At 30.5% G+C, this 24,821-nt stretch carries 21 protein-coding genes; 7 read left to right on the top strand and 14 right to left on the bottom strand.

The annotated features are described in order from the left end of the window. The first annotated feature begins 254 nt into the window (after positions 1-254). The 3 genes from murC to asnS all read left to right on the top strand — a co-directional run bounded on the left by murC (position 255) and on the right by asnS (position 4,249). Positions 255-1,634, top strand: coding sequence for a UDP-N-acetylmuramate--L-alanine ligase (murC, locus tag CLCHR_RS04930; RefSeq protein WP_079438583.1), 1,380 nt, complete (start codon positions 255-257; stop codon positions 1,632-1,634). A 43-nt stretch (positions 1,635-1,677) separates the two neighbouring features. Continuing rightward, on the top strand, positions 1,678-2,376 hold the full coding sequence (locus tag CLCHR_RS04925; RefSeq protein ID WP_079438582.1) for a metallophosphoesterase family protein: 699 nt from the start codon (positions 1,678-1,680) through the stop codon (positions 2,374-2,376). A 478-nt stretch (positions 2,377-2,854) separates the two neighbouring features. Beyond that, complete coding sequence (gene asnS / locus CLCHR_RS04920) at positions 2,855-4,249, top strand: asparagine--tRNA ligase (protein ID WP_079438581.1); 1,395 nt, start codon at positions 2,855-2,857, stop codon at positions 4,247-4,249. 448 nt (positions 4,250-4,697) lie between these two features. Here the strand turns inward: asnS and serC are convergent, their stop codons facing one another. Beyond that, positions 4,698-5,780 (bottom strand): 3-phosphoserine/phosphohydroxythreonine transaminase, encoded by a 1,083-nt coding sequence (gene serC / locus CLCHR_RS04915; protein ID WP_079438580.1) that lies wholly within the window; start codon positions 5,778-5,780, stop codon positions 4,698-4,700. A 391-nt stretch (positions 5,781-6,171) separates the two neighbouring features. On the opposite strand from serC, the gene CLCHR_RS04910 reads away from it, so the two are divergent. Next, a complete protein-coding gene (locus tag CLCHR_RS04910; protein ID WP_079438579.1) occupies positions 6,172-7,257 on the top strand; it encodes an HD-GYP domain-containing protein in 1,086 nt (361 codons plus the stop codon). Between the two features lie 36 nt (positions 7,258-7,293). Beyond that, positions 7,294-8,259 (top strand): glycosyltransferase family 2 protein, encoded by a 966-nt coding sequence (locus tag CLCHR_RS04905; RefSeq protein WP_079438578.1) that lies wholly within the window; start codon positions 7,294-7,296, stop codon positions 8,257-8,259. A gap of 235 nt (positions 8,260-8,494) precedes the next feature. Here CLCHR_RS04905 and CLCHR_RS04900 read toward each other — a convergent pair whose 3' ends face one another. From CLCHR_RS04900 to CLCHR_RS04880, 5 genes are all read right to left on the bottom strand, one after another. Continuing rightward, positions 8,495-9,106 carry a DNA-3-methyladenine glycosylase gene (locus CLCHR_RS04900; RefSeq protein WP_079438577.1) on the bottom strand — a complete coding sequence of 204 codons (612 nt, stop codon included), beginning with the start codon at positions 9,104-9,106 and terminating at the stop codon, positions 8,495-8,497. A gap of 149 nt (positions 9,107-9,255) precedes the next feature. Continuing rightward, positions 9,256-9,765 (bottom strand): anaerobic ribonucleoside-triphosphate reductase activating protein, encoded by a 510-nt coding sequence (nrdG, locus tag CLCHR_RS04895; protein WP_079438576.1) that lies wholly within the window; start codon positions 9,763-9,765, stop codon positions 9,256-9,258. A 239-nt stretch (positions 9,766-10,004) separates the two neighbouring features. Then, a complete protein-coding gene (locus tag CLCHR_RS04890; protein WP_079438575.1) occupies positions 10,005-11,927 on the bottom strand; it encodes an aconitate hydratase in 1,923 nt (640 codons plus the stop codon). A gap of 18 nt (positions 11,928-11,945) precedes the next feature. After that, entirely contained in the window at positions 11,946-13,112 is a 1,167-nt protein-coding gene (gene nifV / locus CLCHR_RS04885) for a homocitrate synthase (RefSeq protein ID WP_079438574.1), read from the bottom strand. Between the two features lie 436 nt (positions 13,113-13,548). After that, complete coding sequence (locus CLCHR_RS04880; RefSeq protein WP_079438573.1) at positions 13,549-15,657, bottom strand: anaerobic ribonucleoside triphosphate reductase; 2,109 nt, start codon at positions 15,655-15,657, stop codon at positions 13,549-13,551. Between the two features lie 357 nt (positions 15,658-16,014). Here CLCHR_RS04880 and CLCHR_RS04875 point away from each other — a divergent pair, with 357 nt between their 5' ends. Together CLCHR_RS04875 and CLCHR_RS04870 are read left to right on the top strand one after the other, a co-directional pair. Next, positions 16,015-16,863 (top strand): DegV family protein, encoded by an 849-nt coding sequence (locus tag CLCHR_RS04875; RefSeq protein WP_079438572.1) that lies wholly within the window; start codon positions 16,015-16,017, stop codon positions 16,861-16,863. Between the two features lie 121 nt (positions 16,864-16,984). Next, positions 16,985-17,191: a hypothetical protein gene (locus tag CLCHR_RS04870; RefSeq protein ID WP_079438571.1), complete on the top strand. Its 207-nt coding sequence runs from the start codon at positions 16,985-16,987 to the stop codon at positions 17,189-17,191. 155 nt (positions 17,192-17,346) lie between these two features. Here CLCHR_RS04870 and CLCHR_RS04865 read toward each other — a convergent pair whose 3' ends face one another. The 8 genes from CLCHR_RS04865 to rnmV all read right to left on the bottom strand — a co-directional run bounded on the left by CLCHR_RS04865 (position 17,347) and on the right by rnmV (position 24,743). Beyond that, positions 17,347-17,538, bottom strand: a complete 192-nt coding sequence (locus tag CLCHR_RS04865; protein ID WP_079438570.1) for a ferredoxin — start codon at positions 17,536-17,538, stop codon at positions 17,347-17,349. A 117-nt stretch (positions 17,539-17,655) separates the two neighbouring features. Next, positions 17,656-18,495 carry an Mrp/NBP35 family ATP-binding protein gene (locus CLCHR_RS04860; RefSeq protein ID WP_079438569.1) on the bottom strand — a complete coding sequence of 280 codons (840 nt, stop codon included), beginning with the start codon at positions 18,493-18,495 and terminating at the stop codon, positions 17,656-17,658. A 20-nt stretch (positions 18,496-18,515) separates the two neighbouring features. Then, positions 18,516-19,349 (bottom strand): YhfM domain-containing protein, encoded by an 834-nt coding sequence (locus CLCHR_RS04855; RefSeq protein ID WP_079438568.1) that lies wholly within the window; start codon positions 19,347-19,349, stop codon positions 18,516-18,518. Beyond that, positions 19,339-20,109 (bottom strand): prolipoprotein diacylglyceryl transferase, encoded by a 771-nt coding sequence (locus CLCHR_RS04850; RefSeq protein WP_079438567.1) that lies wholly within the window; start codon positions 20,107-20,109, stop codon positions 19,339-19,341. Before CLCHR_RS04850 ends, CLCHR_RS04855 begins: the two co-directional genes overlap by 11 nt. A gap of 250 nt (positions 20,110-20,359) precedes the next feature. Then, complete coding sequence (locus CLCHR_RS04845; protein WP_079438566.1) at positions 20,360-20,929, bottom strand: hypothetical protein; 570 nt, start codon at positions 20,927-20,929, stop codon at positions 20,360-20,362. A gap of 12 nt (positions 20,930-20,941) precedes the next feature. Then, positions 20,942-23,236, bottom strand: coding sequence for a collagen-like domain-containing protein (locus CLCHR_RS25080; RefSeq protein WP_079438565.1), 2,295 nt, complete (start codon positions 23,234-23,236; stop codon positions 20,942-20,944). A gap of 103 nt (positions 23,237-23,339) precedes the next feature. After that, on the bottom strand, positions 23,340-24,185 hold the full coding sequence (gene rsmA / locus CLCHR_RS04835) for a 16S rRNA (adenine(1518)-N(6)/adenine(1519)-N(6))-dimethyltransferase RsmA (RefSeq protein ID WP_079438564.1): 846 nt from the start codon (positions 24,183-24,185) through the stop codon (positions 23,340-23,342). Further along, a complete protein-coding gene (gene rnmV, locus CLCHR_RS04830) occupies positions 24,186-24,743 on the bottom strand; it encodes a ribonuclease M5 (protein WP_079438563.1) in 558 nt (185 codons plus the stop codon). Between the last annotated feature and the right edge of the window lie 78 nt (positions 24,744-24,821).

The following is a 24,821-nucleotide window of genomic DNA, read 5'->3' as shown; positions in this document are numbered from 1 at the left end:
AATCGCTTTAATATTCATATTTTATGCTAAATTTAGGTTAATATCAATATTTTTAGTTATAAAGTTACTATATATGTTTATATGCTGTTCACAAATAAATCAAATATGCATAAAATATTGTGTATTTACTTTTTCCTATGGTTGATTTTCAGAAAAATGTATATAATTATATTTAAAGTATAAAACTAAATGATTTAATTTAAGTTGAAAATAATTTTATATTTTGTTTTATTAAGTTTAAAGGAGTTGATCATTTGTCTTTCAATTTTATAAAAGATAAAGATAAAAAAATTCATTTCATTGGCATTGGTGGAATTAGCATGAGCGGACTTGCTGCTGTTCTATTAAACAGCGGATTTAAAGTATCTGGTTCAGACTTTAAAGATTCTCCTATTATTGATAAATTAAGAATTTCAGGTGCTGAAATTTACATAGGTCACAAAAGAGAAAATATTAAAGACGTAGATCTAGTAGTTTATACTGCAGCAATACCATCTGATAATCCTGAATTATTAGAAGCTGAAGAAAAAAATATTTTATTAATGGATAGAGCTGAATTCTTAGGACAAATTATGAAGGGGCATAAATATAATGTAGCTATATCAGGTACACATGGAAAAACTACATGTACATCAATGCTTTCTCATATAACTCTTGCTGGTGATTTAGATCCAACGATTTTAGTTGGAGGCGAGTTAGATGCAATAGGTGGTAATTTTAGAATAGGAAATAGTGAATATTTTTTAACTGAAGCTTGCGAATATAAACGTTCGTTCTTAAAATTCTTCCCTTATGTAGGAATAATTTTAAACATCGATGCTGATCACTTGGACTGTTATAAAGATATAGATGAAATTGCAGATACCTTCCTACAATTCTCTAAACTTATTCCAGATGATGGATACCTAGTGGGTTACTGTGATGATTTTAGAGTTAAAGAAGTGTTATTAAAAGCAACTTGCAATACTTTAAGCTATGGTTTTACTGATAATGCTAATGTTACTGCAAAGAACATAGTTTTCAATAAAAATGGTTGTGCAACCTTTGATGTATATAAAGATAATAAATATTTATTTAACTTAACTTTAGATGTACCTGGTAAGCATAATATATTAAACGCTCTTGCTTCAATCTGCGTTTCATTAATTTTCAATATTTCTTATGATAGTATAATTGAAGGATTATCAAAGTGCAAAGGTGCCCATAAAAGATTTGAATATAAAGGTGAATTAAATGGTGTTACTGTAATAGATGACTATGCTCATCATCCTACAGAGATTAAAGCGACTTTAAGCACTGCAAAACAAATTCATCATAATAGAACTTTTTGCATCTTTCAACCACACACTTACACTAGAACAAAAGCTTTATTTGATGAGTTTACTGAATGTTTCTATGATACAGATGAACTTATATTAATGGACGTTTATGCTGCTCGTGAGAAAAATAACAGTCTTGTATCTTCTGATGAATTAGGTGATGCTATAAGGGATAAAGGTGTAAATTGTACCAATGTGCACTCTCATGACGAAGCCCTAAACTATGTAAAATCAAAACTCGCTTCTGGTGACTTATTACTAACCGTAGGTGCTGGTGATGTAGTTATTGTTGGAGAAAATTATTTGAAATCTTAAGTAAACATTTTTAACTTTTTTAAACAACATAGGAGGAATGCTTATGAAAATAGCAGTAATTTCAGATATTCATGCTAACGTATATGCTCTTATGAATGCCTTAGAAGATATAGATTCTGAAAAAGTTGATACTATTATTTGTTTAGGCGACTTAGTTGGCTATGGTCCACATCCCAATGAAGTAATTTCAATGATTAGAAGAAGGCATATTCTTTGCATAAAAGGGAATTATGATATCTCTGTGGTCGATAATGAATATTCTTTCATAAGAGAAACTCACATTAACAGTTTCTCTCTCCCTTGGACCGTCAATGAATTAAGAGAGGAGAACAGAATATTTCTCAAAAATTTATCCACTAGTTTGACTTTAAATATTCTTAATAAAAATCTTTTATTTGTTCATGGAAGCCCAAATAAAATTAATGAATATCTTTTAAAAGATGATGATAATACTCTAAATATTATGAATGATCTTAATGAGGATGTCTTAATTTGTGCTCATACCCATATTCCTGGAATAAAAGAATTCGGAAATAAGGTATATATAAATTGTGGTAGTGTAGGTAAACCAAAAATTGGCCGACCAAATAGTACTTATTGTATATTAACTATAACAAAAGAAGATGGCATGAAAGTTCAAATAAAAGAAATACCTTATGCTTATAAAAGAATTATTAAAGATATGACTATACTAGAATTTCCAAATGGATTGATTCAGAGCCTAGAAAACGGCTTAGAATAGACAAGCCTTACAAGGAATTACTCTTTGGACATTACGTCTATTGTTATCTTATATATATAAATTTGCTGAAATGTTCTAAGCAGATTTTGAATTTTTTATACAATCTTATTTTTATTAAGATTTAGTAGCAAATGAATTCATATCTCTTATGAACATTTACAGCTTATTTTTTATTTCGTAAGTGTATATTTTAAAGCCTTATTTATGCTGAACTTGAAAATAATATAATATTATTGATTAAATTTATTAATATTTCATTTATTTTACATTGTACTTATAACTTAGGCATTTAAAATTACAAATTATTATCTAATTAAAGACAGGCTCTAAGTTGCATTCACTAAGAAAGTGTTGTAAAATCAATTTATTATTAAGCGCAATGGGTTAAATTAATAGTATTTCGTATAATGAAAACATTTCATTAACATAACTTTTATTTTAATCAAAAGATTAATTATAAAAATGGAGGTCATATAATATGGCAAAATCAATTTCAGTTAGAAGCCTTTATAGAAATACTGACAATTTCTTATCAAAGGAGATAACAATATCAGGTTGGATAAGGACTCTTAGAGCCTCTAATGCATTCGGATTTATTGAAGTTAATGATGGTTCTTTCTTTAAAAACATCCAAGTAGTTATTGATGATAAACTAAGTAATTTTAAGGAAATATCAAAGTTGCCTATAAATTCATCAATTTCAGTCATTGGTACACTAGTTGCAACACCTGATTCAAAGCAGCCCTTTGAGATTCAGGCAAGTAGTGTTAACATCGAAGGTATGTCAAATTCAGATTATCCGCTACAAAAGAAAAGGCATACTTTTGAATACTTAAGAACAATAGCTCATTTAAGACCTAGAAGTAACGCTTTTGCAGCAACTTTTAGAGTTCGTTCTGTTGCCGCTTATGCTATCCATAAGTTCTTCCAAGATCAGAATTTTGTATATACACATACGCCTATAATAACCGGCAGTGATTGTGAAGGTGCTGGAGAAATGTTTAGAGTGACAACTCTAAATTCTAAAACTCCTGAATTAACTAAGGATGGAAATGTAGATTTTAGCAAGGATTTTTTTGGCAAGGAAACTAACCTTACTGTATCTGGTCAATTAAATGGAGAATGTTTCGCTCTAGCATTTAGAAATATATACACATTCGGTCCTACATTTAGAGCGGAAAACTCTAATACCACAAGACATGCAGCTGAATTTTGGATGATTGAACCTGAAATCGCATTTGCTGACTTACAAGACGATATGGAACTTGCAGAAGATATGCTTAAATATGTTATTAAATATGTTATGGATGAGTGTCCAGAAGAATTAGAGTTTTTTAATCAATTTGTTGATAAAGGATTACTTGAAAGATTAAATCATGTAGTTTCATCTGATTTTGCTAGGGTTACTTATACAGAAGCTGTTAATATACTACAGAATTGTGGAAAGCAATTTGATTATCCTGTGACTTGGGGTATAGACTTACAAACAGAACATGAAAGATTTCTTACTGAGGAACACTTTAAGAAACCTTTATTCGTAACAGATTATCCTAAAGATATAAAAGCCTTCTATATGAGACTTAATGAAGATGGCAAAACAGTTGCAGCTACAGACCTTCTAGTACCAGGCATTGGTGAAATTATAGGTGGTAGCCAAAGAGAAGAAAGATTAGATGTCCTAAAAAGCAGAATGGCTGAATTGAGTTTATCTGAAGAAGATTACTGGTGGTATCTAGAATTAAGAAAATACGGCGAAACTAAACATGCAGGATTTGGCTTAGGCTTTGAAAGGTTAATTATGTATATAACAGGTATGACAAATATTAGGGACGTAATACCATTCCCTAGAACTCCAGGAACAAGCGAGTTCTAATCATTTGACATATAGTATACTTTAACATATTATATGCGCATTCCTATTTATATACTTTCGCATAATATTATTCTATAAGTAGTGAAAGAGAGGTAAAGAGTTATTTTATCTCTCTTTTTTTTATACAAAATATATCCTACATTAATTAAATGCTAATCTAACTAATACATTCTTATTTTTATGTATTCCACTGCTATGCCTTTATATGGTGCTTATACTACTATTCTCTTAATATATTTTGTTTTCATAATATATATTATCTTAATATTACTTTGAAAACCTAATGTATGGTGTTTATATTATTAATGCCTTATAAAAAAATAGTTAAAATACAATTAATATTCTTAGCCTTTGTATATATTGTATTTATTGTCTATACACCATACGTAGTTAAGGCAATCTAAAAGGGGAAATCTATCGATTCCCCCTTTATATTATATTAACTTTATTATTTATTTTCTTCTTCGAATTTCTTCATAAATTCAACTAAAGCTTTAACACCATCTATTGGCATAGCATTATATATACTTGCTCTCATACCACCAACAGATCTGTGTCCCTTTAAGTTTTCAAATCCAGCTGCTTTAGCTTCCTTAACGAACTTAGCATCTAATTCATCTGAACCAGTTACAAATGGTACATTCATTAAAGAACGATCCTTCTTTACAACAGTTCCTTTGAACATATTACTTGAATCAAGATAATTGTATAATATAGCAGCTTTTTCTTCATTAATATTCTTCATTGCTTCTAATCCACCTTTATCTTGAAGCCATTTAAATACTTTTCCACATATGTAAATTCCATATGCTGGTGGTGTATTATATAATGATTTATTATCAGCATGAATCTTATATTTCAACATTGTTGGAGTACCTGGCAATACATCGTCTGTAATTAAATCTTCACGAATTATTACTACAACAACTCCAGCAGGTCCTACATTCTTTTGAGCTCCTGCAAAAATTAATCCATACTTTGATACATCCACTGGTTCAGATAAGAAATCTGATGACATATCTGCTACTAACACCTTGTCCCCTACTTCTGGAAGATCGTTATACTTTGTTCCGTATATGGTATTGTTATGGCATATATACACGTAATCAGCATCCTCAGAAATCTTTAAATCCTTTAGATCTGGTATATATGAGAAAGTTTTATCCTCTGAAGAAGCTAAGATATTAACTTTTCCATATATTTTCCCTTCCGATGCTGCTTTCTTAGCCCATTGCCCTGTAACAATATGATCTGCAACTTTATTTTTCATTAAGTTCATTGGAATCATTGCAAATTGTTGTGATGCCCCACCTTGAAGAAATAATACCTTGTAGTTGTCTGGAATATTCATTAATTCTCTCAACGATTGTTCTGCTTCTGTAATAATCCCCTCAAAAGCTTTAGAACGATGACTCATCTCCATAACTGACATACCAGTACCAGCATAATCTAACATTTCTTCTGCTGCTTCTTTAAGAACCTCTTCTGGCAATACAGCTGGTCCAGCTGAAAAATTATAAACTCTTGACATTTGAAAAAAGCCCCCTTTTGATATTTTTATTTGTAATCTATAATATTATAACATAATTTAAACATCAAGTAACAAATTTATTAACTTAAACAGTATAAAAAATTAGAAATTTACATAAAAAATAAAATCCTCAAAACTTTGCTTACCTTACTATAAGTGAATTCAATTCTTATTTCTGTCTCCTCCTAAATCTCATTCAATAATTATAATTATTCGTGTCATTAATTTTTCCATACAATATTACAATATATTACATAAATATTTATATATTTTTTCCTATAGTACTATAAATGGGATAACTTTACTGATATACTACTATTATATTAAGAATATAAACTGCGAATTATGTTGTAAATTGTACTATAACCAAACAATTGAGGAGACGATAGCAATGAGATTAGTTCCAATTGAATGTGTAAAACCAAATTCAATTATTGGTAAAACATTATATGATTCTGACGGTAGAGTTTTAGTAAGGGAAGGTGTAACTCTAAGTGAAGGAGTTATATCGAAAATAAAGAATATAAATATTCTATCAATATATATAATTGATGAATATAGTTCTGAAGAAATTGAAGATATTATAAAACCCGAGTTAAGACAAAAAGCAATTATAACTATAAAAGAAGCTTTCTCGAACATAAATAGACTTACTGTTGCTGATAAATTTTCCAAAAAGGAAACTGTTTATTTTGAGAATATTGAAAATATGGCTGAAAATTTAATAGAAAACATACTAAGTAATAGAAATATCCTACTTTCATTAGTTGATATAAGAAGCATGGATAACTATATATATTCACACTCTGTAAATGTTGCTGTAATATCACTTATTATTGGTATTACCTTAAAACTTCCTAAAAAGCAGCTACAGCACCTTTGTATTGGTGCTTTACTACACGATGTGGGTAAATCATTTATCCCTAAGGAAATCCTTATGAAGGAAGAGGAATTAACACCTGAAGAAACTCTAATCTTAAAACAACACTCTACTTTAGGATATAAGTATTTATCTGACTCCTATAACTTGAGTGCTCATAGTAAGGTAATAGCACTTCAACATCATGAAAGATGCGACGGGTTAGGATATCCTAATGGTTTAACAAATGGTGAAATAAATATTTTAAGTAAAATTGTTAGCATCGCTAATGCATATGATGAATTATCTTCGGGCAGACCAAATAAAAAGGCAATGTTTCCTAGCGACGTTTTAGAATATTTAATGTCAAATGCGGGTAAAATATTTGATTATGATATAGTAATTACTTTTTGCAAAATTGTGATTCCCTTCTCTAAGGGAACTTTAGTTGAACTTAGTACTGGTGACATAGCGGTAGTACAAGAAACGCTTCCAAATTTCCCGCTAAGACCTATTGTAAAAATACTTAGGAGTACTGATTCAAATATGATTAATAAAGAAGTTAATTTAATAGATGAGATTTCAACAGTAATAACAAGTATAAAGTATGAGCTATAGCATATTCTTAATATAACGGTCTACCGGAGGAAATTTATGAAAGATATACTATACCTTGTTATTCCCTGTTACAACGAAGAAGAAGTTTTACAAGAAACTGCTGGAAGATTACTTGAAAAGATCAATAATATGATTGAAAGACAATTAATTTCTTGTAAAAGTAAGATACTTTTTGTCAATGATGGTTCAAAGGATAAAACTTGGAGTATAATTCAAGATCTCCATGAAAGAAATAATACAATTTCAGGCATCAATTTATCAAGAAATAGAGGCCACCAAAACGCTTTGCTTGCAGGACTTATGACAGCTAAAGAATATTCAGATATGACCATATCATTAGATGCAGATCTGCAAGACGATATTAATGTTATAGGTAAATTCGTCGAACAGTATTATAACGGCTCAGACATTGTTTATGGCGTAAGGTCATCAAGAGAAACCGATACATTTTTTAAAAAAGTAACTGCATTAACCTTTTATAAGTTAATGCGTACTCTTGGTGTTGATATGGTCTATAATCATGCAGATTATCGTCTTATGAGTAAACGCGCTTTAGAGGGATTAAGTGAATATAAAGAAGTTAACTTATTTCTTAGAGGAATGGTTCCTTTGATTGGTTATAAATACTCAATTGTTGAATATGAGCGTCACGAGAGATTTGCCGGTGAATCTAAATATCCACTAAAAAAAATGGTTGCATTCGCATTAGATGGAATCACATCCCTTAGTATAAAACCAATAAGAATAATAGCTGGCATTGGTTTCGCTATATTTATTATTGGAGGCGCGGCCCTATTATACTCCTTGATAGTTAATTTCATGGGTAGAACAGTTACTGGTTGGACTTCTTTAACTCTGTCAATTTGGATGCTAGGAGGAATACAGCTTCTATCCTTAGGCGTTATAGGCGAATATATTGGAAAAATATATAATGAGACTAAAAGAAGACCAAGATTTATTATTTCAGATAAGCTTACTGATACTGACAAAAATGATAAGTAAGTAATTACTATTTCTTAACTTTCTCTTTATTAAATTCGTTAAAAAAATACTGATAAGCCCTATTCTTACTTTATATTTTATCAGTATTTTTCATTTATTATTTTTTACCGCATTAGATGTACTAATATTAACATTATATATGTAATATCATGTTATTTAAGAGACCGCATATTAGAATCATTACACCTTATACCTCCTAAGTAAATAATTGCATTATAGCTGTTATTTCGGTTACTTATTTTTTAGAAATATATTTATTTCCCCTTATATAAAATCTCCACGGAAAATCTATAGCTTCTTCCGCATAATCGATTCCAATCCTTTTTGTCTCTGCTATTTCAAATTTTTCAATTTTTACATCCTCTATATATAAATCTCCTTTTTCATAGAGTTTCTTATAATTTTCTGATTTATCTATAGAAAAAGCCATACATAATTTTGATGGGCCATTTGAAATTGCTCTTTTCTTAGTCTCTGATAATTTCTCATAACTTTCATTAAATCTTTTTTTTGCTAGATAATCAAATTCATTCAACGGTTCAAATGCTCTTATTAAAACGCCCTCACCTTTATTTTCAAGTCCACTTATAACATTGAAGCAATGATATTTCCCATAAATAAAAAATACGTATGCAATACCTCCCTCTTTAAAGAGTGGTTCTGTTCTTTCTGTTCTTCTATTATTATAAGCATGAGATGCTTTATCTATTTCTCCTATGTAGGCTTCCGTCTCAACAATTTTAGCTCTTAGAGTGACATTATCAACAGTTCTCACGACAACTTTACCTAGAAGTTCCTTTGCTAAACTTAGCGCACCTTGTTTATAAAATTCTTTATCTAAAATCAAAGCTTAATCACCTAACTTTCAATATAACTTATATTTATATTGTGATATCTTTGTTCTTTTTATTAAATATTTATCCACAAACTCTAATTTTTATCCACAGATTTTAATACTATTAATCAATTTTGTGGATAATTTATAAATATTGTTTACTAATAATTCAAGACTATAATTTCTTTCAATTTTAAACTCTCTTTTACGTCTATTATTCTCTGATTTGTAGATCCTCTAAATTTAAGTCCATCTAGCATCTTCCCTTCCTCAAACCTTCCATCTACAAGAACATCAATATTATTTAATAAATCTCTCCAACCTAGTCTACTATCTATACTTCCAATAATATATTCGTAAGTATACCCTGTATAACTCCAAATATTTAAGCCCTTATTTTTAAACTCTTTTGCCATATATGCGAATTTATCAGCCTGTTCCCACGGATCTCCGCCACTAAATGTAACACCCTTTATAATCGGATTTTGTAAAGTATCATTAATCAATTCATCTATATTTTTCTCGTCTCCTCCATCAAAATCGTGAGTATCTGGATTAAAACACCCCTTACAGTTATGTTTACAGCCTTGTGCAAAGAATACTCTTCTCATACCAGGCCCATTAACCAAACTCTCATATGCTATTCCAGATAATCTTATTGTTTTCTCCATTTTAATGCACTTCTTTCTAAACTAATTTCTAAATCTTTTATATCCTTTTTATTTATCAATTATAACTTAATTTCAACTATATTTACAATTTCTAATAACTTTGATATTTGACATATCAAATTAAATCAGGTTTAAAATACATTCGTTTTATATAAGAAGGGCACAAGAATCCTAATTGTATATGAATTCTTGTGCCCTAAAATAAATTTCTTAATTCAGCTATTATTGTATACTTTAAATTAGCTATTTGCTTTAACGTAGTTAAGTCTTCCGCCTTCTTTAATAACCGCGATTTCTTTTTCTGTTAAATCAACTGTTGCCTCAAATTCAGTTCCTTTAGTTAAGTTCTTAACTTTAACTACTCCTGATTCTAACGCAGCTTTGATATCTTCCATCTTCAAGTCATCAACTAAATCAATTTTGTCATAATCAGCTTCATTCTTAAATTCCATTGGAACTATTCCATTGTTAATTAAGTTAGCTTTATGAATTCTTGCAAATGATTTAGCTATAACTGCTTTAACTCCTAAGTATAATGGTGCAAGTGCAGCATGCTCTCTACTTGAACCTTGACCGTAGTTTCCTCCAGCAATTATAAATCCACCATTGTATTCTTGAGCTCTCTTAGGGAATTCTGTATCTACTGTGTTGAAGCAGAATTCTGCAAGATAAGGTATGTTTGATCTAAATGGTAATAACTTTGAGTTTGAAGGCATAATATGGTCAGTTGTAATATTATCCTCAACCTTTATTAATACTTTACCATCTATTTCTTCACCTAATGGCTTGCTTACTGGGAATGGCTTAATATTTGGTCCTCTAACAACTTCAACCTCAGCATTAGTTGATGCTGGTGCTAAGATCATTGAATCATCTATTAAGAATTCCTTAGGCATATCTATTGTTAAATCTACATCCATTTCTCTTGGATCAGTTAAAACTCCATTTATAGCTGAAACTGCTGCAGTCTCGGGACTTACTATATATATTTGTGCTGATAATGTTCCACTTCTACCATAGAAATTTCTATTTACAGTTCTAAGTGAAATTGCATCAGTTCCAGGTGATTGACCCATACCAATACATGGTCCACAACCATTCTCAAGTATTCTTGCTCCTGAGCTGATTATATCTGCTAAGGCACCATTTCTAGCTATCATTTCCATAACCTGTCTTGATCCTGGTCCTATTACTAAGCTAACATCTGGATGCACTTTTTTACCTTTTAATATCTTAGCAACCTTCATTAAATCTTCATAAGAAGAGTTAGTACAACTTCCTATAACTACTTGATCAACTTTAATCTTACCCACTTCACTAACCTTAGCTACATTATCTGGGCTGTGTGGCTTAGCTGTAAGTGGAGTTAATTCACTTAAATTAATAGTTACTACTTCATCATATACAGCATCTGCATCTGGTTTAAATTCCATCCAATTTTCTTCTCTTCCTTGAGCTTTAAAGAATTCTAAAGTTCTTTCATCACTTGGGAAAATTGAAGTTGTAGCTCCAAGTTCAGCTCCCATATTAGTTATAGTAGCTCTTTCTGGAACTGAAAGTGTTTTAACGCCTTCACCAGCATATTCAAAAACTTTACCTACTCCACCTTTAACAGTTAATACTCTTAAAACTTCAAGAATAACATCTTTAGCTGCTACCATCTTATTTAATTTTCCAGTAAGTTCAATCTTTACTACCTTTGGAGTATTAATGTTATAAGCTCCGCCTCCCATAGCAAGAGCAACGTCTAATCCACCTGCACCCATGGCAAGCATACCAACACCACCTGCTGTTGGTGTATGGCTATCAGATCCTATTAATGTATCTCCTGGTGTTGAGAATCTTTCTAAGAATATTTGATGGCATATTCCATTACCTGGTTTTGAAAAATACACTCCATATTTAGATGCAACTGTTTGAATAAATTTATGATCATCTGCATTTTCAAACCCTTGTTGTAACATATTATGATCTATAAATGCCACTGATTTCTTAGTCTTCACTCTATCTATTCCCATAGCTTCTAATTGAAGATATGCCATTGTTCCTGTTGAATCTTGAGTTAATGTTTGGTCAATTTTTAACGCTATTGGTTCCCCTGCTTTTAATTCACCTTCAACAACATGACTCTTTAAAATCTTATAAACTAAATTATCGCCCACTTTTTATTCCTCCTGCTTCTATTGCTTATTTTCTTCTAATTGTCTATGATATTCATTATATAATTGAACTACTTCTTTATCAAATAAAGATCTTTTTAATCTAACTGAGGTAGATCTTACAAGTTCTAATATTCCACTTGCTTCATCTTCTGTAAGTACTCTATTATATTCTTTAAACTTATTTATTACCGAAGCTCTTCCAGAGTGTTTACCTATTACAATCTGTCTTTCAAGTCCAACTATATCTGGATCAAACGCTTCGTAGTTTTTAGGATCCTTTATTGCTCCATCTGCATGAATTCCTGATTCATGTGCGAACATATTCGTTCCAACAATAGCTTTCCATATTGGAAGTTCTCTTCCTGATGCTCTTGATACATATTGTGATACTTCTCTAAACATTTGAGTATTTATTCCATCACCATTATATCCGTAAACAAGCATTAATGCCATTATAACTTCTTCTAATGCCGCATTACCCGCTCTTTCTCCAAGACCATTTACAGTTACTCCAACATGCGATGCTCCACCCTTAATGCCTGCTACAGCATTAGCTGTTGCCATTCCAAAGTCATCATGAGTGTGCATTTCTATATCAAATCCTGTTTTATCATATATATATTTAATATCATCTCTAATTTTAAATGGCTCCATAATTCCTACAGTATCACAATATCTAAATCTATCTGCACCTGCTTGCTTAGCTGCATTAATATATTCAACTAAAAAGTCTTTATCTGCTCTAGATGCATCTTCCCCATTAACAGATACATAAAGACCATTCTTCTTTGCAAATTCTACAGACTTAACCATGCTTTCCAATACCCATTCTCTAGATGTTTTAAGCTTATGCTGAATGTGTATATCTGATACTGATATTGATATAGCAACTGCATCAACTCCGCAATCTATCGATTGTTCTATATCGCTAACTACAGCTCTATTCCATGCCATAATGCTAGATTTTAAATTTCTTTTTACAATTTCTTTTATAGCCTTCTTTTCGTCCCCACCCATTGTTGGAATTCCCACTTCTAATTGATCAACACCTAAGTCACTTAGCATTTGTGCTATTACTATTTTTTCTTCATTAGCAAAAACTACCCCTGCTGTTTGCTCACCATCTCTAAGAGTAGTATCTACTATAGAAACTTTTTTGTTAGTTTTTAAATTACTAACTGCCATTGCAATCCCCCCATTATATATTATTTAACTTATAGCTTAAAGCAATATTTTTAATAAATTAACATTTTCATGTATATTTATAATATCATAGATAAGCAAATTTGCACAAGATTTATTTTCTTTTTTTGCAGCGTATTACACTCTCTCCTTCACGTTATTTTAAAAAACAACTGATTTAATATGAAATTACACCTATTATTGCAAGTTTTTTTTCAAATATTGCAATACTTCAAGAAATCAAACTTTTACTCTTCTAACAAATTTACGCCTTTTATTTAGATTTTATACCAAATAGTTACATCCATAGTTTCAATATTTTACTTACATGTCATATATATTAAATTTTCATGCGTAAATATAAAAAACTATGTTAAAATGCTTAAGTAACTTAAATTTACTTTCATCTTAACATAGTCTATAGATTATTAATTATATATTAATAATGATGTCCATGATCTCCTGTATGAGATATTCTATCTTCTCTTTCATGGTACTTTCCTGCGCCAAATCTTTCGTCTAAACTTAAATATCCTGTAACTCTTGATATTCCTTGTATATCTTGACTTGCGCATTTTGGACATTTATTTTCATTATTATGAAGATAAGTTCCACATTCTCTACAATATCTTATATGGAAATTAACCCCGACATAGCTTATATTTGTATTCTTATATGCATAATTTATTATATCCATTACTGTTTCTGCATCTGGTGTATCATCAACCTCTAAGTAACTAATGTGACCTCCATTACACAATTTGTGATATGGAGCTTCAATATCAATCTTTTCTTTAATAGATATTGGATGTGATACTGGTACATGATAACTATTTGTGTAATATTCTTTATCTGTTACACCTTTTATTATTCCAAATATCTTTTGATCTTGCTTTATAAATTTACCTGAAAGACCTTCTGCCGGAGTAGCATAACAGCTCCAGTTTAATTTATATTCTTCTGTAAGTCTGTCACAGTACTGTCTTATATGTTCAATAATTCTTACCCCTAAAGCCCTTGCTTCACTATCTTCACCATGATGTTTACCAATTAAAGCTACTAAGGTCTCAGCTATTCCTATAAATCCAATCCCCCAAGTGCCTTGCTTTAATATTGGTTCAATAGAATCATCAGGCCCTAAATTCTCAGCACCCTTCATAAGTCCTTGACCTGCGACAAAAGGTAAGTCTTTAACTCTTAAGCCTTTTAGCACTTCATATCTATGCATCAAAGATTCCTTAGCTAATTCCATTCTAGAATCTAGTATTTCAAAGAATTTATTTATATCACCTTTAGCCTGGAGCCCTATTCTTGGGAGATTAAGAGTTGTTGGTGCTATGTTTCCTCTACCTTTGCAACCTGGCTCACCATTAATATTTTTCATAAGATACGTTCTACATCCCATTGTTGCAGGAACATACCCTTGGTCATAATATTCCTTGTTAAAATCTGCATCAATATTCATAAATGTCGGATTCATTCTCTTTGATGCTACTCTACACGCTAATTTGTATAAGTAGAAATATGGATTATTTTCTTCCCTATTAACGCCTTCCTTAACTCTAAATATTATGTTAGGGAAAATAGGCTGTTCTCCTTTTCCTAATCCCTTTTCATATTCTAAAAGGAAAACTTCGCATACAAGTGCCGCATCTTCACTTGTAGGTAATCCAATATTAATAGAACTGAATGGAACTTGTGAACCTGCTCGTGAATGCATTGTGTTAAGATTATATACAACACCTTGCATGGCTTGTTGAACTTTTTTTCTCACTTTTTTTTCAATTAGCTGTTCTATTTTATTTTCTGGTATTTCTAATTCTTCTAATTCTTTTCTAATTTCATCTCTAGTAGGATCTACAAATATAGCCATATCATTATCAAAATCTGGATGCGATTGCCCACCAAACATATCATTTTGAGTTGATTGTAATAATATACATGATAATTCAGCAGCTGTTTCTATTCTTCTAGGAGCATTAATTGTTCCATATCCAGTGTTAAATCCATTTTCCAAAATTTCCTTAGTTGGAATATGCAAACAATTTACAGTTAAATTGTAGCTATCTAGATCATGATAATATAAATCACCTGTTTCATGCGCCCTTGCCAAATTCTTTGGCATTATAGCTAAGGTATTCCACTTATTTGATTCAGATGCGATTCTCAATAGTTTAGAACTAAAATTATTCCCTACATTTGCGTTATCTCTATCAGTTTCAATTCCAATTTGCCTTATAGCTCTCATTAAATCTGATTTTATTTCTCTTACCTTTGTTCTCTCTCTTCTGTATGATGAATAAGCTACTGCTATATCTTTGTGTCCCTCATCCTTTAATGCTTCTTCTACAAAATTTTGTATCTGTTCCACAGTTATCGTTCTTTTATACTCTGATTCAATATATGTGATAACTTTATGTACAGTATCTAATACCTGACTTTCTCTTAAATTTAAACCGATTTCATTAGCTGATCCTTTAATTGCTTGGGCTATTTTGTCTGAATTGAATTCAACCTCTCTCCCGTCGCGTTTCACAACATATAGCATTATTATTCCCTCCATGGCACAATATATAGTATAATTACTACCGTATTATTATACTGTATAAGATATTCCTTAGCAATACTTCTAATTTTTTATTTTTAAGCTACTAGATTTTAATTATCCCAAGTTATATCCAATTATCTTTCGATTAGGCTGATTTTTGCAACTTTTCTATAGTTGACTTATTATGAATATCTTCTAATGTTGTCTCTTACTATATTCTATGTAATTCTCTTCTTTTATTTTATATTAAAAATTTATTGTTTATACAAAATAATCTGCACACACTAATAAAAAAATACATTTTTTACAAATGGTGCTATAATTAAATTAAGATAATATATTTTAGGAGGAACTAAAATGGATAAGATTGCATTAATAACAGATAGTGCTTCTGATTTAAATACTGATTTTGCACAAAAAAATAATATTAAAATAATACCATTTAAAATTATTTTTTCAGACAGAGAGTACGATGATGGTATAGATATAACTCCTACAATGCTTTATGAATCTTTACCTAGAGAAATTCCAACAACTTCTTTACCTAGTGTTGAAAAATTCACAGCAGCTCTAGAAGAGGTAAAATCTAAAGGATTTACTCATGCAATTATAATTACTATATCAAGCAATCTTTCTGGCTCCTATAATTCCGCAAGGCTTGCAGCTGATAATGTTTCTGATATAAAAACCTTCGTGTTTGACTCTATGACTTTAACTATGTCAGAAGGAGCTATGGTTATTCAAACGGCAAATTTAATTAAAGAAGGCAAATCTTTTGATTATATTATAAATAAATTACCAGTTTTTAGAGATAAGATAGATGTATTTTTCACAATAGACACATTGGAATATTTAATTAAGGGTGGTAGAATAGGCAAGGTTTCTGGAACAATAGCTGATGCTTTAAACCTTAAGCCTATTATAACTGTGGGTAGCGATGGAATATATCATACAGTTTGCAAGGCCAGAGGAATAAAGCAATGCATATCTCGTTTAACAAGTTTATTATCAGAGCACCTATCAATTAGTAAGTGTAAAGTTTGGATTTTAGATGGAAACGCTCCTGATAAGGCTGAGATGCTTTATGATACTATAAAACATCTTCCTAATATAGTAGAATGTACTTTAGGTGGCTCAATAGGACCTGCTCTAGGAGTTCATACCGGTCCAGGACTCGTAGGATTCATTGTTGAAAAAATTGATTAATTTATAAAAAGAACGAGATTAAAAGCTCGTCTTTTTTATTTAAAAAATCCTTTATGTGAATACTTATATTTGTATATGTGAATAATATAAAAAATTAAACTTATTGAAAGGATGTATTTTAATGAAGGATTTCATATTAGATTTAACTTATAGAGATGCTACCATAATAAATAGTAATGATGATATATATACTATTCCCATAAATAACTTACCCTATATGTCTATTCCTCATCATACAATAAACTTAAATAAAACTGGTCAAAATTATACAACAAACCATAATAAGAGTAGTAAATCTAATATATATAACTCAATTGACTGTTTATAATTATCAGACAAATTAAGTAGATTATATGTCTTTACTTAATTTATTAATAAATAAAGATAGGATTGATGTTGTGAAAAACAAAATCAATCCCATCTTTATACAATATACAAATTCTATTTTAGAGTTCCTCTGTTATCCTGTTTTGCAATTAAATTCTACTCTTCTATTGCAATTGCATCTACTGGACAGCTTTCTTCTGCTTCTTTTGCTTCATCAACGCAACCTTCTGGAACTTCATCAACTACAGCTCCAGCTTTACCATCATCTTCCATTTGAAAACATTCTGGACATATAGAAGGACATAATCCACATGCTATGCATGTATCTTTATCTACTTTTGGTGTCATAATTACTTCATCTCCTCTAATATAAAATTACATAACTTATTATTTCCCAAGAAATATAAGTTATGTATGTATATCAGAATATTTTTAAATAATAATTAAAACTCGTAATCATTTAACTTAATATAACCCTTCAAAGATCAATGCATATAAAGGATCTTCTTTAACATATTCTTCAGCTCTTCCTTCTTCTAGCGCTTCTGTAAGGTCAATATTAATAGGTAATTCACCTATCAATGGAATCCCTAAATAATCAGCATTTTCTTCTGAAGATTTTCTACTAAACACTCTTATCTTCTTGTCACAATCAGGACAATTTATATACGCCATATTTTCTACGACGCCTTTAATCTTTACACCTATTTTTTGAGCCATTATAACTACTTTTTTAACAATCATAGATACCATATCTTGAGGAGTTGAAACTATTACTATTTCATTTATTGGAAACTCCTGCATAACTGTTAAAGCTATATCTCCAGTTCCTGGCGGCATATCGATTAGCAAATAATCAAGTTCACCCCAATTAGTTTCTACAAACATTTGCTTCAATACTCCTGTAATCACTGGTCCCCTCCAAATAACTGGCTCATCTTCCACAGCTGTTAAAAGGTTCATTGAAATTATCTTTATTCCACTATCTGTTTCTACTGGTTCAAATTTTACCATATCATTCTCTAACGGAATTATTTTTGCTCTCTTATTATTAATCCCGAAGAATCTTGGCATAGATGGCCCTGTAATATCTGCATCCAACACACCTACTTTATATCCTTTTTTGGCCAACATTGCTGCCATTATTCCTGTGACAGTTGACTTACCTACTCCACCTTTTCCACTTATAACTCCTATGATATTTTTAATACTTCCATATCTAGAAGCTAATTTTAGGCTTTCTTCTTTACACCCTTCTCCTTTAGACTTACAGGTATCCTTACTCTTACAATCTTCGCAACTCATCGCACGTCCTCCTTAATTCCTTACCAATCTTGTGGTACTTTATTTGGTTCACTTATTTTAATGTCCCAATCCTTATAATTATATTCTGCTGATATATAATAATTTTCAAATGATTTATTCTTTTTATCATCTATAGTTATTAATGTTTTAAAAGTTGTGCTATTATATCCTCTATTCTTAACTTTAATTATTGTATCAAAGTCTTCATAGTTATTACTAACAATGTTAATACCAGGTAAAACTTCATTTAAGTTCTTCTTAAATTCTTCTAAATCTACAGAGAATATATATTTTAAACAGTCTGTGTCGCTACCTATATCTACCCCAACTTTATTCCCGCCGGCTAAATTATTTTTTTTACTCTCAATAACCTTTAATATTGATTGATAGTATATATATTCAAAATCTCTTGGCTTTCTTATAAATGATAAGTTTTGCATTATAGTATTTTCTAAATTCTTTGGTACTGAAAAAGCTTTATTATCATCATAAAAATTTCCTGCACCACGTTCATTAGCGCCAACTACATATTGATATTTTTTTACTTCCTCTCCGATATATATTTCAAAAATATAGTCTGGATCAAGGGAACTCTTTTTTGAAACTTCGCTACCTTCTGATAAAAGTTTATAAATATCTTCTATTGCCTTACTATCTGTCACAACAAACCTAAATCCACTATCTCTTACATTTTGTATAACAATTTTATCTACCTTATTCTGCTTTATGTATTCAAATTGTTCATTTTTAAGATTCATTTTAACTTCCATATCATTAATAAAAGTACATCCTGATAACATTGTACCTATGCATAATAATATAGATAAAACAATTAAAAACTTATTATTCTTCAATATTTTTCTTCGCTCCTTTAAAAATCTTGCCATTATTAAAAACCATAAATCCAAGCACTAAAGTAAATATTGCAATAAATTGAGATGTTGAAAGAATGCCAACATTCCCTCTTGGATCATCTCTTAAAAACTCAACTAAAAATCTTCCTATACTATATATTATTAAATATAAACCCGTGACTTTACCAGTTTGTCTCTCTTTTCTACTATAATATAATAGCAGAAATCCTAATGAAAAATCAAAAATTGAAGAATAAATTTGTGTTGGGTGCAAATGTACACCTGCTGGCGCAAGAGATCCTTTAGGAAATGCAACGCCTATTGGCAATGAGGTTTCAGCTCCATAACAACACCCTGCAAAAAAGCATCCTATTCTTCCAAATCCTTGTGCTATTGCAAGTCCTGGAACAGTCATATCTAGCATTTCAGCTATATTCCAACCTTTTTTCTTAGAATATAAATACATAGCTAAGGCCCCACCAGCAATCGCACCATAAACTACAAAACCATATCCAAAATTAAGTAATATACTTGGTTCTTTAATAATATCTTTTATTTCAGTTAATATAAATAGCCCTTTCCCTCCAAGCATTCCGCCTAGTACAGCAAAAATAATTAAGTTTAATAGGGAATCTTCATCGAAGCCTTTCTTTTTCCCTTTATTTATAAATAATGCTGCCGCGACTATTATACCGATTGCTATCATTAGTCCATAACTTTTTACTTGTATCCCAAATATCTCAAATAATACTATCCTCATTTTTCTCCCCCAAACGTCAAATAAGTATCAAGGAGAAGCTAATCTGCGCCTCTCCTTAATACTTAAATTATAATACTTATACTTATCCTTGGCAAATTTAATTTATATATTTAAAAGTTTTAAATATAACTTTTAAATAACTTTATGTTTTACATCAAATAAAGTATTGTAAGTTTTTCTTATACGTGATTATTAACTAAACTTACATATGAAAGTATAAATACAAATTAAATTTAATTATACTCCCCCTCTAAGATGTCTTAATACTCGAAATAATCGTATTAATAATAGTTTTCACATTATCTTTATAATCTTTAGTTTTAAGATTAAATAATATTTTTACTGTTTTACCTTCTCCTAAATTCAAATAATAACATTCATTTTTAAATTCGTACCCATTTTTTACAGATGTTTCATACTGTACTAGCACTCCAGAATTATTCGGATTCTTAAAAGGCACCACTTCCGAGTTATAGTACTCTAGATATTGATTATTTAAATCATTTTCTGCAAATACATTTAAATCTTCATTAGTATTTATCACTTGTAATAAACCAGTAATCTTACTATTCTTGTCTTTGAAATCCAATCTATAACTTACATATTGGTCTTCTTTACTTTCTTTTTCTGTTACAGACCATTCACTAGGAAATGATACAATGTATTTATCCTTATAAATTTTGTATTCCTTAAATCCACTTATACCCTGATCCATGAGAATTACCTGTTCAAAGTTTTCTTTGAAGAATCCTTGCGTTATAGCTAGTATCAACATTAATGATAACAATATTGACGTAACGATTAATTGCTTTTTATTCATATGAATATTACCTTATTTTGTTGGTATTACAATGGAAGAGTTTTTAAAATCATAGAACATTAGCCAATATCCTCTGCCATTATTATCGTTAGTCCATGTTACAAAACCTGTTCTTCCGCCATATGGTTGATCATTCTTTTCCTTGCTTCCTGGTATAGCATATACAATATACTGAATCTCTCCATTTCTATTACCTTTGTACCCCAATAAGAAGTGACCTGATTTACTGATATAAGGATAGTAATTCAACATTGGATAATATGCTAAGGTATATTGATTATAGTTTGAATCATCAGACAAATCCTCTATGCTATTTACATTGATTTTATACCACTTGCAATGATTTATATCAGCTAAATTACCATTGTAAGGTTGAAATCCTTTTGCAAGTTTCTCAAAATATAGAGTAACTTCTCCAGTAATATTAAACCCTTTATTTGTTGTTGATTGTTGATTATTATTTAAGTTTACTGGTTCTACATAGCTTAGATCTAGTTGATTACAACCACATGGATTTATTGTTTCTTTTTTGCTTGTGGTTGCCCCTACATTAATTAAAGTTATTTTTTCCTTCTCCGCTTGGCATTTTTCCTTTTTGCCTGAATGGCATTTTTCCTTTTTGTCTGAATGGCATTTTTCTTTTTCCTTTACTACTTCTGGCTGTTTCATTATTAGATGGATTGTTTTAGTTTGGCATTCTGTATTCATCGGCCCTGTTTGTCCCATTGGTCCCATTGGCCCCTTATCTCCCATTGGTCCCATTGGCCCCTTATCTCCTGCTGGTCCCATTGGTCCCTTATCTCCTGCTGATCCCATTGGTCCCTTATCTCCTGCTGGTCCCATTGGTCCCTTATCTCCTGCTGATCCCATTGGTCCCTTATCTCCTGCTGGTCCCATTGGTCCCTTATCTCCTGCTGGTCCCATTGGTCCCTTTTCTCCTGCTGATCCCATTGGTCCCTTATCTCCTGCTGGTCCCATTGGTCCCTTATCTCCTGCTGATCCCATTGGTCCCTTATCTCCTGCTGGTCCCATTGGTCCCTTTTCTCCCATCGGTCCCATTGGCTCTATTTTTTTAATGTCATTTTCATATTCATCAAAATCTATTATATCTTTTCTTCCTGAATCATTTATTCCGGTTAACTTATCTAAGACAAAGTTTTCTTGTAATCTCTTAGAATTACTTGGAGTATTAATAAAGTCCTGACTCTCGCTTCTACACTTCTTTTCTAACTTAAATTTCTTCCACTCACAATTATAATCTTTCTCGTCCTTTATAAAACCATAGACTACAATATCATCATGATTATAATCTATTTTTGCATCAATTATACCGTCATAAGTCTCTAATTTTTTAGATAATTTGTTAATAATATCTTCCACATCATCACTCTTACCATAAATATCATATTTATCGCACTTTTGATGGTTACCGTACTCATTACTCATATCATGTTTATGATTCTTTTCGTGTTCATCACATTTATCATATTTTTCATGTTTTTCACAATCATCACATTTGCTATACTTATCATGTTCATCAGATTTATCATGTTTATCGCATTTATCATATTTCTTATAATCTTTATTTTTATGTCTCTCTTCATAAGAAGTATCTATTACATCGTCTATATTTTCATTAATTTCAGTATTTCTAATTTCCACCATAGAATTATCTTTTGTTATATCCACTGACTCTATATCATCTTTGTTTTGAACTGTATTTTCACTATTTTTGCGTTCAACTACTTCAGCTTGTAATTTAACTTTCTCAGAATTAGAATCTAGGATATTTACCGCCGATACACTGACTATACTAGAATTAGAAATATCCTTCTTTTTTACTTCTAAATCTGTCTTATTAATATACTTTTTGGAATCTGTCTTTATAAATTTAAATTTTCTCCAATTATCAGCAGACTCTTCTCCATTCATAAATCCATGCATTATGAAATCTGTTTCATTATCCTTCACTCTGCAAATGGCAGCACCTGATATTTTATCATAAGATATTCCAAGTCCAGCTATGTTATTTACATAATACTCCTTGCTGGTATCTCCTTTTCCAACTTCATTTATTGCTAAAGGCCCTAAATCAATTAATTGTTTTGAGTCTCTTTTGCAACAGATAAGTACCATTGAATAGTTATCTTCTGGCTTAAGATTTTGAGCATAAAAAGATACTTTACATTTATCTCCTTTTGCTTCAACCTTAGCATACCCAGATAAGGTTTTATCATTAGAATGAGAGTATCCTCTTTCATCTTCTTGTAATATTATGAAATTTCTATACAATTTATTATGTGCCAAACCTTATATTCCCTCCGCATATATTTATTCCATATAGTATATGCGGAATATTTAGTATTATGATTCAATTACATTCTAAAGATAATACCTCAATCTTTTTGAATTAAAGCTTTATATCATATAAAGAATCCGCCAATAACCCAAATTCCTCTAATGACAAAGTCTCAGCTCTTCTCTTAGGATCAATTCCCGACCTTTTAAACGCGTCTTCCAATTTTTCTTTATTTACATGGAGCGTCTTTGCAGCATTCCATAAAGTCTTTCTTCTCATATTGAATCCGGCTCTCACTAGCTCAAACATAAAACTTATATCTTTAGTTTTTACTCTAGGCTCATCTAATCTATCTAATCTTATTACTATTGATTCCACCTTTGGTCTTGGTATAAAGCAAGTTGGAGGTACTCTTCTTATTATACTTGTATTGCAATAATATTGAACTAAAACAGATAATGATCCATAGTCTTTGCAATCTGGTTCAGCATTCATTCTTTCTGCAACTTCCTTTTGTATCATAATAGTTAGAGATTTAAAGTTATATCCACCTTTCAAAAGTTTAACTATTATAGGGGTAGTTACGTAATACGGCAGATTAGCCACAAGCTTAACACTCTTCTCTTCACCTATGAGTTCATTAAAATCAACTTTAAGTGCGTCTTTATGTATTAACTCAAAATTTTTATTTTCGCCTAATTCTTGTTGAAGTATTGGTATTAAATCATTATCTAATTCAATTGAAGTTACTTTTTTAGCCTTCATTAATAATTGCGCTGTTAAAGTTCCTACTCCTGGACCAATTTCTATAATGAAATCCTCATTATTTACTTCTGCTCCGCTAACTATATCATTAAGTACTGAATCATCAACTAAAAAATTCTGCCCCAGACTCTTCGAAAATTTGAAATTATATTTTTTAACTAACTCCTGAGTTTTTATATCTTTTAAATCCATTTATTTCTTACCTACTTCCAATTGTTTTTCTACCTCTTTTATAGCATTAGTAAATTCTTCTTTTGTTATTCCATAATTATTTAATCTAGAAACCATTTGAGCAGCATTTCCATAACCTATGCCTAATATCTTACCAAGTATACCTCTTCTAATTTTAGATGTAGCATCTCCCGTAAATTTAAAATAAAACATATCTTGCATATTAAAAAATTCCTGCTTTTCTACTTGTGTTACTTTAGCCATCTCAAGAGCTTTTATAATAACTTCTGGGCATGCATTTTCAACTCCAATATCTCCATTTTTAAGCCCATCTTCTTTGGCAATATACGCATGTTTTATACCTTTAACTCTTTTAGATATTATTCTTCTTATCTTCTCCCCCGCAAAATCCGGATCAGTTAAAACAATTACTCCTTTTCTTTTTTGAGCCTCCTGTATTCTTTCAATTACTTTCGCATTTATTCCAAACCCGCCAACAGCTATTATTTCCGCATCTATTGCTTTCTTTACAGCATCAACATCGTCTCTTCCTTCAACAACGATTACTTCCTTTATCAATATTCTACTTCCTTTCATTCATTAAAACTTGCCCTAATAAGAGCATAATTATAGTTATTTTATCCTATTTCTAATAAT

It is taken from the genome of Clostridium chromiireducens (assembly GCF_002029255.1).
GTDB lineage: Bacteria > Bacillota > Clostridia > Clostridiales > Clostridiaceae > Clostridium > Clostridium chromiireducens.
This window is presented reverse-complemented; position numbering and strand designations above follow the sequence as displayed.

Coding starts and splice junctions, on each gene's coding strand:
- CLCHR_RS04925 (WP_079438582.1), top strand. CDS start 1,678: ATGAAAATAGCAGTAATTTCAGATATTCATGCTAACGTATATGCTCTT.
- asnS (WP_079438581.1), top strand. CDS start 2,855: ATGGCAAAATCAATTTCAGTTAGAAGCCTTTATAGAAATACTGACAAT.
- serC (WP_079438580.1), bottom strand. CDS start 5,780: ATGTCAAGAGTTTATAATTTTTCAGCTGGACCAGCTGTATTGCCAGAA.
- CLCHR_RS04910 (WP_079438579.1), top strand. CDS start 6,172: ATGAGATTAGTTCCAATTGAATGTGTAAAACCAAATTCAATTATTGGT.
- CLCHR_RS04905 (WP_079438578.1), top strand. CDS start 7,294: ATGAAAGATATACTATACCTTGTTATTCCCTGTTACAACGAAGAAGAA.
- nrdG (WP_079438576.1), bottom strand. CDS start 9,765: ATGGAGAAAACAATAAGATTATCTGGAATAGCATATGAGAGTTTGGTT.
- nifV (WP_079438574.1), bottom strand. CDS start 13,112: ATGGCAGTTAGTAATTTAAAAACTAACAAAAAAGTTTCTATAGTAGAT.
- CLCHR_RS04880 (WP_079438573.1), bottom strand. CDS start 15,657: ATGCTATATGTTGTGAAACGCGACGGGAGAGAGGTTGAATTCAATTCA.
- CLCHR_RS04875 (WP_079438572.1), top strand. CDS start 16,015: ATGGATAAGATTGCATTAATAACAGATAGTGCTTCTGATTTAAATACT.
- CLCHR_RS04870 (WP_079438571.1), top strand. CDS start 16,985: ATGAAGGATTTCATATTAGATTTAACTTATAGAGATGCTACCATAATA.
- CLCHR_RS04865 (WP_079438570.1), bottom strand. CDS start 17,538: ATGACACCAAAAGTAGATAAAGATACATGCATAGCATGTGGATTATGT.
- CLCHR_RS04860 (WP_079438569.1), bottom strand. CDS start 18,495: ATGAGTTGCGAAGATTGTAAGAGTAAGGATACCTGTAAGTCTAAAGGA.
- CLCHR_RS04850 (WP_079438567.1), bottom strand. CDS start 20,109: ATGAGGATAGTATTATTTGAGATATTTGGGATACAAGTAAAAAGTTAT.
- CLCHR_RS04845 (WP_079438566.1), bottom strand. CDS start 20,929: ATGAATAAAAAGCAATTAATCGTTACGTCAATATTGTTATCATTAATG.
- rsmA (WP_079438564.1), bottom strand. CDS start 24,185: ATGGATTTAAAAGATATAAAAACTCAGGAGTTAGTTAAAAAATATAAT.